This is a genomic window from Bacillus sp. FSL R9-9497 (genome assembly GCF_038005805.1).
In the GTDB taxonomy this organism is placed as follows: domain Bacteria; phylum Bacillota; class Bacilli; order Bacillales; family Bacillaceae_G; genus Bacillus_A; species Bacillus_A cereus.
In genome coordinates this window covers 157,668-172,510 of sequence record NZ_JBBOTY010000003.1, presented here as the reverse complement: position 1 = coordinate 172,510, position 14,843 = coordinate 157,668, and the positions used below count along the sequence as shown (strand labels likewise).

The following is a 14,843-nucleotide window of genomic DNA, read 5'->3' as shown; positions in this document are numbered from 1 at the left end:
GTCCAAAAAATCATCCTTTTTGGCTCTCATGCATATGGCACACCAAATGAAGACAGTGATTTTGATCTCTGTATTGTTGTGGAAGGTGTAGGAGAAAGAAAAAGGGAAGTCATTAATCGTATCAATTGGGGTATTTACGATGTAATGGAAACGCCAGTTGATATTTTAGTGTATGGGCCAGAAGAGTTTCAAGAACGTGCTAGCCGTACTGTAACTATGGAACATAAGATTGCACTAGAAGGGACGGTCCTATATGAGAAATATTGAGGATCTAAAAGAGTGGGTATTCATTGCAAAATCCGATTTAGATTCTGCTATTTACTTATCTGATATGAAACCTTTCCCCACTGCAATTATTTGTTATCATAGTCAACAATGTGTGGAGAAACTCCTAAAAGGATTTCTTGCACTAAACGGTAGGCCAGTCCCTAAAACTCATAACCTTTTAATGCTGCATAAATTTTGTTGTAGATTAGATGAGGAGTTCTCATTGATTTTAGAACAATGCGTGCAGCTGAATGGTTATGCTACTGACATTCGTTATCCGTATTTTGAAGCCCTTACCGTTCAAGATGGGTTACTTGCTATACAGCATGCTCAAAAAGTAATGCGTTTTTATAAAAATATCTTAAACAAGCTAAATATAAATGAAATCGAAATCGATTAAAAATAGAGGAAATATATAAAAGGGAGTGCCTATGATAAGGGACTCTCTTTTTCTATTTAAAAAAGAGGAGGAATGCCCCATACATAACAAAATAAAATCTTATTTTGCTAGGGGCTAACAATATAATTATGAACATTTACACACAAATTAAAGAGGAAATGAAAAAAGTCTATTTATCTCGCGATTGTTGTTTTGTAGGTTATAGTGGGGGGAAAGATAGTTCTGCTATGTTGACATTGCTATGGGATGCGATTTCCGAGCTGTCGCTAGAAGATCGTACAAAACCTATTCATATATTAACTTCCGAGGTTGGGGTAGAAACACCTGTTATGACTGCGTATATCTCACGTACATTAAAGAAAATCCAAAAGAGTGCGGATAAGTATAATCTTCCGTTTATAGTACATAGTGTGAGACCATTAATGAAAGATTCATATTGGTACAAACTACTAGGTAGAGGTGTTCTTCCACCAACAGGAAATAGTAGACTACGATGGTGTACTGATTCCCTTAAAGTTAAACCCATACAACGTAAGATGAAGGAAATACTAATAGATTCCCAAACTAAAAAAGTAGTAGACTGCTTTGAAGAGTATGATGGAGTCCTTGCGTTGGCTGTTCGTAACGAAGAAAGCGCACGTAGAAGACATAGTATTCAAAAATATGCAGTAAGTAACGAATCTCTATTTTCACGTCACAATGACATGAAAAATATACTCTGCTTCAATCCAGTTAAATTTTTAACAGGTGATGAAGTATGGATGTTACTTTTAGATAGAGGGATACTGCCTTTTGGTGTGGATGTGGAAGAAATGAGCATACAGTATGGACAGGCTATGTTTGAATGCGGCATTAAAACAGGTGGGAAACAGCAGGGAAATGCTTGTGGAGCTGCAAACTCACGTAGTGGATGTTGGACCTGCCTGATGATGAATGGTGAGGATAAAATGCTAACCCAGCTAATAAGTGAGGGGTATACGGACTATGCTCATCTACAATCCTGGAAAAGCTTCTTACGTTCCATTAGAAACGATATCCGTTATCGGAATGTAATGAATAGGCGCAGTCTACAAACACTCCTTAGAAACGAAAATAAAAGGGATTCAGACTTATTTTCAATTCATAATCATGCTGAATACGACTATATTATGTTTGATCGCACAGAAAAAGGAGATTATGCACCAGGAGGACTTACAGTAGAAGGTCGAAGAATGCTTTTAGAGTATTTACTTTTTACGCAGCAAGAGATGAATACGATTCTTATATCTGAAGAAGAGATCGAAGCTATTCTTCAAGCTTGGTATGAAACAGATGGAATTAGAGTATATCGAGATGAATTGGAACCTGTACACCACGCATATCTAGGTGAATTGGTGTTCAAGCCCGATTGTACAATAAATGAGGAAAAAACAACGTCTCCGTTTCCCGTATTTTTTGTAGAAATAGATATTCATCTAGGAAAGCAGGAACTATTTCGTTGGATTAAAGAGCGGCAAAGAATTACACAACAAAGCTTTTTCTTCTTTCCTTCAAATTATTCCAATGAAGTTGCAAAATTAACATGGAACAAGCTAACCTTTGTTGTATCTAGAGTAGATGTAACAGAAGCAAGAGACGCTGAACGAATTGTTCGTCATTGGTTAGGAATGGATATGTACCATGGAAAGAAGAACGAACAACATAAACAAATGCTAATTCAGCTATTAATTCAATCCATGAAGAATGAACAATTGATTAAAGAAGATGAAAAAGCTAGTACGAAGCTTTTGTATGCTGCAGAGTTTACAAATAGACTGTCAAGATTAATAGAAACAGAGGAAATACCATCCGAAGAGACAAACCATCTCTTTGCAAAGATACTTAAAGAATTAGCTCACGAAGCATATCTCATAGCATAATATATTAATAATAGATATATTTAGAGAGTACCTATACAATAGGTGCTTTCTATATTAAAAAGGCAAGAGGACACTGTATAACAAGTAATATAGGGGGATGATCCATTATGCGCCTATACATATTGGAAATACATTTTGCACAGAAGATAAGCTTCCTTCATGCAAGAACTATAACTGAAGCTATCAAAAGATTTCAGAGAATATATACACAATATGCAGAACAAGTGCCTTCTCATATTAGAGAAGTACATGCAAATGAAACAGTCATTTTGGATATCAGAACAGGTGAAGTACATTGTATAGGAGACAACAACATGCTAAGGAAATGTATAGATAATCTTATGCACTTAAATGCTCCGATTGAATGGATTCCTTCACTTGAAATTCACCAATCTGTAAAACCTGATTTGTTTTCGATTACTATACATAAGGCATGCCTTATAAAAGGAAGTCCTCAATATAACGAGGTTGGGATTACTGTTTGGGAAAGCATTCTTCAGGTATCATTATATGACCATAGAGAGTTTTGGAATGCCTTAAAAAGATTCTTACACATTCAGGTACTTTCTGTATCTGAATTAGAACAATTAATAAAAAATAAATTGTGAAGGTTATAGAAGAGAATTAAGAAGATCATTGAAAAAAGGTAATCAGTAAGAGTGAATCTGCTATGAAAATATAGATGGTAAAAACAAAAGTAAACCAAGTGGGATAAAACTAAAATAAATCAATAAAAAGACGTGTTCTACGAATAGAATACGTCTTTTTATTAGAATATGACAAATACATGCACGGTAAAACCGTTAATATATATTGTGCTATACATTTTCTTCTTCATTCTCATTTTCAATGTTTTTTAATGCTATTTGCCTGGATTTATTTTTAAAATCTAAATAACCAAGATAAGATAGTAGTTCTTCTTCGAATACTAGAACATCCTTGCTTTTTTCGTACATTTTATGAGCTAAACGTGTAACAATTGCTTTTGTATGTTCATCACTATCTAAAATTTGGTGATTGAACAAGTAGTCAGTACTAACCATAAAATAACTTGCAATTTTTTTTGCCATATCAAAGTTCGGTTCTTTATTCCCTAATTCCCAAGAGGATATCGCACTTCCTGTTACCCCTAACTCTATACCCAATTTGTCTAGGCTAAGCCCCTTTGTTTTTCTTAATTTTCTAAGATTCTGTCCAAAAATATTTTCTTCCAAATAAATCACCCTTTCTAATTTTTAATAAAACTATATTTTAGAGTTATTTATAGCTCCCAGTGAATATTGGTAATACCTTTTTAAAGAAATCTTAGTTTTGAATCCCATTCTACTTACCAAGTCATCTTCAGTTAAGCCCAACTTAATAAGGCGTAGAATAAATGTATTCCTCATCTGCTGTGCAGAAATACGTCTATTTAACTCCGCACGTTTCACTTCAAGTCGTATCATCTTTTGTATAGCAACTTCAGACAACGCCTTTGGTGCATCATTTTCGTACACCCATCGATACGTACCTCGATTAAAATCAAATGCCACAAATAGGGGATTATCTGTGTGTTGTCTAGGTCTTACAGGTTCCGGAATAGTGGTGTAATATTTATAAAGCTGCTGCGTATCTTCCATAGTTAAAGAAACAGACCTAGTTGCTCCATTTTCCCCAGGTATCATTAATATATTTCTAGCAAACTGTATATGGCTCATATTAAGCGATACAAGCTCTTGTAAAGACAAACCATAGTTTACTATTAAATTAATTATACAAGCGTTTCTATCCATGATTAAAGGCCGATATTGGGCTTGTCTTTCCGTTAATCCCTTTATTGATAGAACAGTTTGCTTTAAAAGCTTTTCTTCCATTTCGGTAATAAAATCATTATCATTTAGTGATTGATCCGGAATTAAAGAGAGATTAATACCATCCAACGGACTAACTATACCTAAAAACATGTGTAACTTCTTTAAAACAACCCATATTCTGTGTCTTGTTTTCTGAGAATATTTGCGTTTGTCTTCTAACTCAGAGAAATACATCTGATAGTCTGTTTCAGAAAGTTCATTCCATGATTTGATATGAAAAAGTATTTCATTTACTTCTAACCACTTAAAAAAATCCTTAATATCGTATGCATAACGTTGAATTGTAGAATGTTTTCGTCCTTGTTCATTTAAATACGCTGAAAAAGCCTCTAATGTTTTCTCTAAGCAAATTGTTTCGTTCATAATAATCACCTAATTTCTTAGGATATATTATAACAGAAAATAAGTGAAAGACCTGCTACCGCCCTTTGCTACGCACGGTTGCTGGCATATCCAAAACGCAAACGGACAAACAACCCTTTGCGTTTTGGATATGTTGATTATTATTTATAAAGTAAAATAAATAGGGCTATCATAATACTCCAAAAAGGCACTACAAAAACTAATCCCAAAAACATCCCTTTGAAAAATCTAATTTCGTTATAGGTATCCATATCTAAGTAAGTCGTATCTTTAAGTACAGTCATGTTTAATCCTCCAAATATGAATTGTTTACTAAATGAAAAAAGGACAAACCTCGCCCTGGTAGGGATACGTAGGTTTGTCCTTTAGTATGTGGGTAATGATATGTTTATTTACCATTATTATAACGTAATTTACAAATATTTTCAATTAGGTCTGATATCTTATTAACAAGGAGACTAGTTATATTAAAAATCTATTATAAATATATATCTTATATATTAAAAAGAAATAAAGATAAAACTATTATAGGTTATCAAAAATAGGGAAGAGATCTACTCCCACAAGGAAAAATTTAATGTTAGAACGTAAAAAATCATAAATAGTAGAAAATGTATTCGGAAATTCAATGATTGTTAGACTATCAATTCTACAAAAAAGCATAAAAGGAATCATATGTTTCTACATGAAATCGGAAAGAATTTGATACAAATCACTTTATATTTATCCAACTATGAAAATAGGCTTTATTTTCTTTATTTTGTTAAATACAGTAGTATCTACCGTTCAATTACCCACATTTTATCCAGATTAGGCTGCTATTTATTAACATTACACAGTATTTGCACATAACTCACATTATTATTGATGATTTTTATTAGATAAATACAACGACGCTAGTAGTTACAATGATGTCAGGAAAATATTATTCACATTCAAGTATATTTTTCCTTATATCCACTATTTTTATTATTTTTCTTCTGATTTTTTGTAGGTTTTATGAGATAGGCTTTACTACTTTAAAAGAATACTCCTTAGCACTATGTGGAGAGTTCTATAATGCTAGAAGAGAATTTGTATAGAAGTGCATAAAAAAAGACCTCATTTTACATGAAGTCCTTCTGATTTTGTATTTATAAATAGAGTAGTAGAAAAGGAGTATGAATGAAACAACTACGAATAGCCCTCTAATTTCGATTTTTTCAAAAATAGAGAGCTCGTTACTATTATTTTGTTTCCATTGCGTGTAGCACCTGATCTGGGGCTGTTATTGTTACACCGGCACGTACTAAACGTTCGAAGGTACGCATAAACTCTAGTAAATTAAACTGCTTTGGTAGCTCAATAACGCGAAGTTTTTCTTGTGGCAGCTTATCAATTGCCTCGATAAACCATTCACGTACATCACTTGGAATCGTGCGTTCTTTATGGCCACGAACTTTTAGTTTTTCACGCATTTCAATTTCTAAAGCGATATATGCATGGAGATTCACTCCCTGATCATATGCATATTTTCTAAATAACGTTTCTTCCTGGTATTTTAGATAATTACGGTGATAAGACTCTTCCGTCACTGGTACCGCAAACTTCTGCTTCAGTAATGCATGCACATTTTTAAACATCTTCTTAATGTTGTGAAGAGAGTACATAGAATAATGTAAACCGAAATTAAAGACAGCTTGCTCACGGTCACTATTTCTCTCTTTTGGTATATGCTGCGCAATAAGAGGGTAGATACCTTCTTTTGCTGCTGTATCGAGAATTTGATATTGAGATGTTTGATGCAATAGTTTCTTCAATGTATATACAATTTTCGTTGGATATCCTTCTTTTCGATCAACCATATCACGAAGCCCACGAATGACACTGCGAATTTGACGATGACAAGTATGCTTTAATACATGAATGAATTTATTCATGTCTGCAGACAGTTCACCGATATTCATCTCTTGTAGGACTGCTTCGATAAATTTTGCTTTTCGAGCATAGGTAGCTTTTGGTGTAAATGGATCCCTATGTTGTTCTTCTCCAGCTTCTTTCGAACATAAGAAGTCTGAATGGATAGATAGATATAGTGTTGTATATCGTTTTGTATGTTTTACACCTTTTTGCATTTTGCAAATTTTGAATAGGGGATTCCCCGTACATGGTAATGCAGCTGTTAATTCCTCGATAACCGCACGAATCTGATGCGGATATTTTTTATGTAAGAAACGATACATCCCACCGAAGTGAGTTTTGTTTCCTCTTTCGTCCTGCTTGTCCAAAGAACGCTTTAATGTTGTTTCCGTATGTTGTTGCATCGCAATGTCTAAGAATAGTTTCTTAGCTGCTACAGAGAGCTTAAAGAAATCCTTTGTAAATACAACAGGACTAATATATACGTACGGATTTGCTTTTTCTGTTTCCTCATTCATAAAATGAGTCAGTTTGATTGTATATCGGCCATCTAAGCCATTTTCAATAGAGATTATGTTATGTAAGCTTAATTTCTTTAATGCAATATAGAATTGAGAGTGTTGGATATAAGCAAATTCTTCTTTATATTGCTTGTAATCTTCCCACATCATATGTATTGTTACATTTGGAATGACACCATTAGTAAAGCATTTCTTATGCAGATATAAGAAAACTTCGAGATCAGCATTCGTAATACCGTATAATTTATGCTTTCTTCCCGTTTTTTCTGCAAGTGCAGACATTGCGCGACGTGAAAAAGATGGTTTGGCTTTTTCGACAAAGCCTTCTACGTCAGCAATACGCTCTTCGTATGTCATGTGCTGCAAAATATCTTCTAAATATGTATCTTTATAGCTGTAGTATTTCTCCTCAAATGTTTCCACAAACTTTTGCCAAGATTTTAGTGTTACTAACACAGCATTGGTTGTTTCCCCATTTAAGCTACGTTGATTTCGTATTACAAATGATTTTCCCATCTTTTTCACCTCCGTTCTACAAATTCAGAAATATATGCCAAAATACTATAAAATATACCAATTTTGATTATAGCAAAATGAAAAATGTTGAAAGGTGCCCCTTTAAGAGGAATTTTTAAAACATGAAACACGTTATAAACCCAATGATTATAAGGGATCGGAGAATCTATGGAAAAAAATTTGTGATAAGGATATGGTAAAAAACGTTTCATGTCCTAATTGTATAAACACAATAATGAAACACGGTAAGATTGTTGATATATAGAGGGTTAAGGAGAATTGTTTCTAATTTTAGGTCAAGGATATGGCAAAAGTGTTTCATGTTTTAATCATAGGTCGTTCATTAGGGAAAGATACTGTAAATCCCTTTATATAAAGGGTTATAGGAGAAAATGTAATAGCTTTAAGGTCAAGGATATGGTAAAAGGTGTTTCATGTTTTGATTTTTATAAGGTCAAGGATATGGTAAAAGTGTTTCATGTTTAATATATAATGAAAATATCGGGATAATAAGTTAAAACGTTGGTACATAAGGGTTTATGGCTGTTTCATATATGTATTTAGGTCAAGGATATGGCAAAAACAATTTGTTAAAATTCAAGGGTTTTATGTATTGAAATAAAGGTGAACTGTTGATATCTATGGGTTTATAAGGTATTGGCAAATTTTTTGTATTACGTATTTAAATTAATAAATTAATTGATGTCTTATGTTTTCGGGTTTAGGTTAAGGGTATGGCAAATTTTTTTCAAATAAATAGTATAGAATTTAGTGTATATGCGGTATAAATTCTATTCAAATTAACATTTTATGAGAATATGGGAACGATTAGATAAAAATGTTTCATATTTATAGTGAAGGTTCACAATATGGTAAAAAGTGTTTCATCTCTTAATTTAATAGATTGATTGAAGACTTATTGAAAACTAATGTATAATTAATGTTATTTTATGTTGTAAATAAAGAAAAATAGTGTCAGTACTGCTTGAATATAACTAAAGCTGGAAAAAATCATTGTTTACATATATGTATTAGATTAAATGTTTGTTTGAAAGTAAATACGGAAGGAGTGAAAATGTGGAGAGATTAACACAACTGTTTACGGATGCATTATTAATATCTGAGCCCTTATATGGAAATAATAAAGTAGTTTGGAACAAATGGACTGCCTATAGTTCAGATGTAGAAAAAGATAATACTAAGGTTGTGACTTCTCAATATGTTTCCCCATCTTTTTCGGCATTAGTATCATGGTTGAGTAAAAAGAATGAAGAAGGAATTACTTCGTTACAAATTGGTATTAAGTTAAAAGAGTATAAAGATGAAATTCATGCAACTATTGAAAAGGTATTAGAAGACGAGTTTAAGAATGCTAATAAGTTTAATGATGGAACAATCATCCAGGGAGACGTAAATGAGGATGAAACGGATGAACCAGTTGATAAAGAATATTTTGAAGTTAATAATTCTGCAGTTTATTTTAAATTACGTGATGGAATCTCTAAAAATCACTTTGAAGAAGACGCAGGTATGGGTGTAAAATCTTACCCTATTGAAACAAAGGAAAGTAATGCAATAGCTCAGCTCTCTTCTCACAGAGATGAAGATTTAAAGCTTATTAAAGATGATGAAGCATCTCGTTGGAATACTTTGGTGAATGATGTAATGAGCAATATGGATGATCTGACAGCTGATGTATTGGACTCCATTACCATCCAGTGGCTAGCACAAGCAAAATCCCCAGATGAATTTATAGAATTTTCATATGAGCAAGTATTGGATATGTGCAATGTACCAAAAAAGAAAGTAAGTAAAGGAGAGTACTACAGACCTGAAGATAAAATTAAGGTTGCTAAGCGTATTGCAGCACTAGCAAGTATCTTCATTTATTTAAATGATGATAATGAAGTAGTAGTCTTAAATGAAGAAAATGAACATGATGAAAAATATAAAGTAAAAAGAGAAGTTGTCAAACGGTTATTTGTCTTGGATTCAGTTGTATTATGGAGACACAATACAACAAATGAATATATGGGCATTGAATCTTGTCGTATTAAACCAGGGAGTTTTTTAACAAGTTATTTATATGGTTCAAATAATACCACAGCATTATTATCTAAAAAGGCACTCGAGTATAATAGTTATCGACATAAATATCATAAACGTTTAATTCGTTATCTAACATGGCAGTGGAGAATACGACAAATATATTCAACTTTGAAGCGACCATACTCCATTGGGGGAGATAAAGGCTTATTAGCTGTTATGGCAATCCCGCTCACTTGGAAACCGAGTCGGATTAGAGAACACCTAGAGAATGTTCTTACTGATTTAGAAAAAGAGAACGTAATTTCTAAGTGGGAGTATACAGTATCATTAGATGAAGAACGTTTTAATAAGAAGAATTGGTTTAAAGATTATTGGGTGAATTTAAATATTACTATACTTCCACCGGAAGAATTAATTAAGTCAATGTATAATTTACCTAAGAAAAAAACACTAGAGTTAGAAAATAATACTGAAGCATCTGTAGATTGTTTTGAACATGCTAGGGATGCTGTTAATATGTCTCCGAAAAAGAATAGTGAAGAGCTTAATAGATTTGATGAAGAGGCTGTTCGAGAGAAAATACTTAAACAACGCAAAGTTGATAATAAGTCTATACGAGAATTAGCAAAAGAAATAAGAATATCGGCACCTACATTATCTAGATTTTGTAACAGAGAAACCAAGCGGCTATCTGCAAATGCAGTTGAGAAAATGTCTAAGTGGTATGAGAGACAAGGAATATTAGAAAAAATGTAGTGATCAACCAGATTATTAAAGAAGAAAAAACATTTTGTAGGATGTTTTTTCTTCTTTTTATTATGCCTGTTTCTGAATAATGATTTAAATGTGGTTTTTATGCTCTCTGAGAGAATAAATTCTTTGCAATAATATTAATTAAACATGAAGATACGCTAAGTACAGCAGCCCCCTCATTATATAAAAGCATTACAAAAAACAGAAAAAATAGAATTGCCATAAGAAATATTTCATTTTTAGCTTGTTTCACATATTTCATGTGTTTCAACATAGTTAACATCTCCTTGTATTAAAAATTGTTAGTAGAGTGCTAGAAACTATAGCTAGATACCCTATTGGCATATTTTACTCATTATCAAAGTAAATTCTAAGAGTGAATTTATATTTGATAAATTAAGTTTATTTAAGTTGGAAAATATTTCTGTCAGCGTTAAAATTAAAAGTAATTATTTCTCCTGCAAGGGAACTTGTTAAATTACAAGAAGTAATAGATTTATTTATAAATCAGGAGTTTTTAAAGCTTATAAAGAGTAATAATGAAATGAAATCTATTCCGTTAGAGAATGATAATCAGGTAAAACCAAATGATTATTATGAGGTTAATAACTCTGCTGTTTATTATAAATTAAGAGATGGAATTGCGAAAAATCAATTTGAAGAGGATGAAGAAACGAAAATAAAGTCATACCCAATTTAAACAAAGGATAGTAATGGGCTGGCTCAACTTTCTTCTCATAAAGACGAGGATTTAAGGTTAACAAACATAGAGGAAGAAGCTCGATGGAATACACTTGTGGATGGTGTTATGAGTAATATGGATGACTTAACAGCAGATTGTCTGGATTCTATTACTATTCAATGGTTGAATGAGGCTAAATCACCAGATGAGTTCATTGATTTTTCATATGAACAAGTTTTAGAAATGTGTAGTATTCCTAAGGCAAAAGCTAATGGAGTTGAATATTATCGAGCTGAAGATAAGATTAAAGTTGCTAAAAGAATTGCTGCTTTAGCAAGTATTTTTATATATCTTAATGATGAAAATGAGGTTGTAGTATTAAATGTCGTGCAGAAATTAGTAAACATTACGAAGTAAAACGTGAAATCATAAAAAGGCTTTTTGTACTCGATTCAGTGGTGCTTTGGAGAGATAAAAACACTAATGAATACATGGGAATAGAGTCATGCCGAATTAAACCAGGTAGTTTCTTGTCAAGCTACTTATATGGCTCAAATAGTACAAACGCGTTACTTTCCAAAAAGGCACTCCAATACAATAGTTATCGACATAAATACCATAAAAGATTAATTCGATCAAAGATTATATTAAGAAAGCTAGAGTATCTTATGAAACCGCTAGATCAGATTTAAATGAACTGTATGTTTTAGATATCTTAGAAAGAATAAAAGTAAAAAAGCAATTTGTGTATAGATTAAATGCAGAAGAGATTACAAAACGGTTTGCAAAGGAAATTGAACTTAGTTGTACAGTCTCAAATGAATAGTGATTTGTTACAATTAATATAATTTGTAAAGATTGGACAAACTATAAATCATAAATGTTATTTTATGTGGTAATTGTTTTATCATCAAAGGGCTTGAAGTTAATCTATAAGTCGGAAAGGAGAATTTACTAATCCCCTGACTTATAGATTTTTTTATTAAGAAAAATGAAGCGGAACATATGAGGTTTTGGTTATACATAGTAAAGTAGATCTTATATAAACAGAAGGTAAAAGATAATGGGAAAGAGGGAGCCAATTTGTGTAATTGTAGCGTTTGTGAGACAAAGAATAATTATTTTCACTGCAATATAGCTGGGGATAATATTTGTAGAAATTGTTGTAATAACTTTCAGCTTCAAAAGCTTGAAGGTTATTGGAGCAATTTTGTAAATAAAGGTAAAGATGAGATGGAATTTTACAATATTAGTGAAACATGTCTAACATGTGAGGGATTAATGAGAAATCAAAGTGTTGAATTATGTGGAAACGGAGCGATAATGAATTATGGGTACAACGGTAAATATGTTTTTAGTGGTATAAATGATTCCTACTCATATAAATTTTTCTTCAAGAAGCAAAAAGTATTACTAGAGTCTATGGATTCACTAGATATAACTGGGGTATATGATTTAGCGGAAGCATATTACTACTTAGAAGAATATGAAAAAGCGAGAAGATTGTTAGAAGGTTCGGAAGATAAGGATGCTTATAGTGAATTGTTGTTACTGCTAGGGAAGATATATTTTCACACAAATAACTTAGAAGCTGCTAAGGATTGTTTGTTAAAGTCTATAAAAATACATGGAGATCATTCAGAAACTTATCGTATATTGGGGGAGGTATATCAAGCTGACAATAATCTTATAAAGAGTGCACATTACTTTAATCAAGCTATTGAGCATTATTATATAGATGAAGATAATAAACCAAATGATTATTTTCCACAATATTCATATCTTGGATTAGCAGTAATATATTCTAAGTTAAATCAGCATGATGAAGTAATAAAATCAGCAGAAAAGTTTTTAGAATCTCAATATAGTTGGGATACTTTGGTAGAAATGGTCCGTGAGCAAAGATCGGGTGAAAAAAACTATATAGGTTTTGATGGTTTTTTTGCATGTGCTACTATTTATGAATTAATGGCGTTAAGTTTCTTGGAAAAAGAAAATTTAAAGTTAGCTGAATTATATATTGATCGGGCTCAAGAATTAAATCCTGAAAATATAAATATTGCAATGACCAAAGGAATAATTATAGGTAGAAAGCATAATGAGGGGAAAGTAAGTGAGTATAGGGAGCAAATTAGTTTATTAAAGCAGAGTGTAGAATTGAGAGCTAGTAGTATTAACAAACTTAAAACGCTAAGACCAGAGGAACAGGTTAAACTGTTTACTGGAAATGAAGAAGAAACTGTATCGGGATTCCTGGTAGGAAAGATATTTGATAATTTGAAGAAAATTGAGATTTTATCACCAATTGTTACACCATCTCAGAATAAAGCAGCTGAAGAGGATAGATATACAGATTTGTTTAAATCACATATGGATTCCAATTTAGTAGATACCTTTGGATGGATTACTCATACCCAAAGCAGAGGAGGATACACACGTGAAGAGCTAGGCGATAGAGGAGGGATAGGAGAAAGGGATCTAGTTATTCGTTCTCATCAAGATAAAGAATTATTAATGGGTGAAGCTCTAATATTGAAAGGGAAAGATACTGCAAGCATAAAAACCCATACTCAGAAAATTTTTGGATATGATATAGGGAATTGTAACTTTCACTTAATTATTAATTGGGGTTTTAGTGAAAAGCCTGATTCAGTCTGGAATGATTATAAAAAATTAGTAATTTCTCGCCAAGATGGTATTTATGCGGTAATTGAACATGGAGAAACAGAGAATTTATATCCAGGGATTAATAAACAAGGAATAAGGACATTTTACACGAAACATTCTACAGATGTTGAGAAAGAGGTTGCTACTGCGATTCATGTGTACGTTGATGTATTAAAACAAATGAAGCGTGAAGGTGCTGAATTAGCAAGGAAGAAGTAGAACGATGTGATTAGAAGATTTAATAAATAAAATTCTTCATCATATTATAAAACTATACATTCTTGTTTATCAGTTAGCTAATAGCTATGAAAATAAAATTAAATATATTGGTGTAAAAGAATGAATTGATTTAGAAAGTCCTTTGATTTTTTAGGTGCGAATGTATAGCAAACATAAAATTCCTAGTACATTCGCACCTAGAATTCTCATAATGTATGATGGGGATTTATGATTTTTATACAAAATACTTTACTAAATAAAAATATTTTTATACTTTTGAATAGAATTAACGTATTTGTGGTTGATTTTGAACACAAATCGGTGTCGCACTTCATATAGGTGCGTGGATTGAAATATTAGCGTTTACATGCCTCGGTATTTACCAAAGGTCGCACTTCATATAGGTGCGTGGATTGAAATCCAGTAGGAAAGCTAGAAGGTGTATGGACGTTACCGTCGCACTTCATATAGGTGCGTGGATTGAAATGAATACGATTATCAAGATGAAAGCACAAAAAAAGGTCGCACCTCATATAGGTGTGTGGATTGAAATATGCCAATCGGTGTACAAGCCGACTTCATTAACGTCGCACCTTAAAAATAGGTGCGTGGATTGAAATTACCTCGGGTTTATATTTATCTGGAACGCTCATAGTCGCACCTTATATGGGTGCGTGGATTGAAATACAACCCTTACACTTCTTGGCCTGGCTGCCAAACATCGCACCTTAAATAGGTGCGTGGATTGAAATATTG

Annotated in this window: 11 protein-coding genes and 1 pseudogene; 7 read left to right on the top strand and 5 right to left on the bottom strand. The window is 32.4% G+C overall.

Annotated features, from left to right (window positions below; all coding sequences use genetic code 11):
- The 4 genes from MKY21_RS31040 to MKY21_RS31025 all read left to right on the top strand — a co-directional run.
- Positions 1–267, top strand: a 267-nt coding sequence (locus MKY21_RS31040) for a nucleotidyltransferase domain-containing protein (protein WP_341078741.1), incomplete at its 5' end; no start/stop codon positions are given.
- A complete protein-coding gene (locus MKY21_RS31035) occupies positions 254–667 on the top strand; it encodes a HEPN domain-containing protein (protein ID WP_103622554.1) in 414 nt (137 codons plus the stop codon). The genes MKY21_RS31040 and MKY21_RS31035, both read left to right, overlap by 14 nt.
- A 128-nt stretch (positions 668–795) precedes the next feature.
- A complete protein-coding gene (locus MKY21_RS31030; RefSeq protein WP_445662229.1) occupies positions 796–2,565 on the top strand; it encodes a phosphoadenosine phosphosulfate reductase in 1,770 nt (589 codons plus the stop codon).
- A gap of 107 nt (positions 2,566–2,672) precedes the next feature.
- The gene (locus tag MKY21_RS31025; protein WP_001242092.1) at positions 2,673–3,173 is read left to right on the top strand and encodes a hypothetical protein; all 501 of its coding nucleotides are present in this window, start codon (positions 2,673–2,675) and stop codon (positions 3,171–3,173) included.
- A 210-nt stretch (positions 3,174–3,383) separates the two neighbouring features.
- Here the strand turns inward: MKY21_RS31025 and MKY21_RS31020 are convergent, their stop codons facing one another.
- The 4 genes from MKY21_RS31020 to MKY21_RS31005 all read right to left on the bottom strand — a co-directional run bounded on the left by MKY21_RS31020 (position 3,384) and on the right by MKY21_RS31005 (position 7,717).
- On the bottom strand, positions 3,384–3,779 hold the full coding sequence (locus MKY21_RS31020) for a helix-turn-helix domain-containing protein (protein ID WP_016078900.1): 396 nt from the start codon (positions 3,777–3,779) through the stop codon (positions 3,384–3,386).
- A 30-nt stretch (positions 3,780–3,809) separates the two neighbouring features.
- On the bottom strand, positions 3,810–4,781 hold the full coding sequence (locus MKY21_RS31015; protein ID WP_098213435.1) for a tyrosine-type recombinase/integrase: 972 nt from the start codon (positions 4,779–4,781) through the stop codon (positions 3,810–3,812).
- A gap of 140 nt (positions 4,782–4,921) precedes the next feature.
- A complete protein-coding gene (locus tag MKY21_RS31010) occupies positions 4,922–5,065 on the bottom strand; it encodes a hypothetical protein (RefSeq protein WP_179877605.1) in 144 nt (47 codons plus the stop codon).
- 942 nt (positions 5,066–6,007) lie between these two features.
- Positions 6,008–7,717 (bottom strand): hypothetical protein, encoded by a 1,710-nt coding sequence (locus MKY21_RS31005; protein WP_341078731.1) that lies wholly within the window; start codon positions 7,715–7,717, stop codon positions 6,008–6,010.
- Positions 7,718–8,794: 1,077 nt separating this feature from the next.
- On the opposite strand from MKY21_RS31005, the gene MKY21_RS31000 reads away from it, so the two are divergent.
- A complete protein-coding gene (locus tag MKY21_RS31000; protein ID WP_341078730.1) occupies positions 8,795–10,522 on the top strand; it encodes a helix-turn-helix domain-containing protein in 1,728 nt (575 codons plus the stop codon).
- Positions 10,523–10,619: 97 nt separating this feature from the next.
- Here MKY21_RS31000 and MKY21_RS30995 read toward each other — a convergent pair whose 3' ends face one another.
- Positions 10,620–10,793, bottom strand: a complete 174-nt coding sequence (locus MKY21_RS30995) for a hypothetical protein (protein ID WP_341078728.1) — start codon at positions 10,791–10,793, stop codon at positions 10,620–10,622.
- 270 nt (positions 10,794–11,063) lie between these two features.
- On the opposite strand from MKY21_RS30995, the pseudogene MKY21_RS30990 reads away from it, so the two are divergent.
- Together MKY21_RS30990 and MKY21_RS30985 are read left to right on the top strand one after the other, a co-directional pair.
- A pseudogene (locus tag MKY21_RS30990) lies at positions 11,064–11,836 on the top strand (XRE family transcriptional regulator); the annotation flags it as partial.
- Between the two features lie 646 nt (positions 11,837–12,482).
- Positions 12,483–14,087 (top strand): tetratricopeptide repeat protein, encoded by a 1,605-nt coding sequence (locus MKY21_RS30985; protein WP_341078726.1) that lies wholly within the window; start codon positions 12,483–12,485, stop codon positions 14,085–14,087.
- The last annotated feature ends 756 nt before the right edge of the window (positions 14,088–14,843 follow it).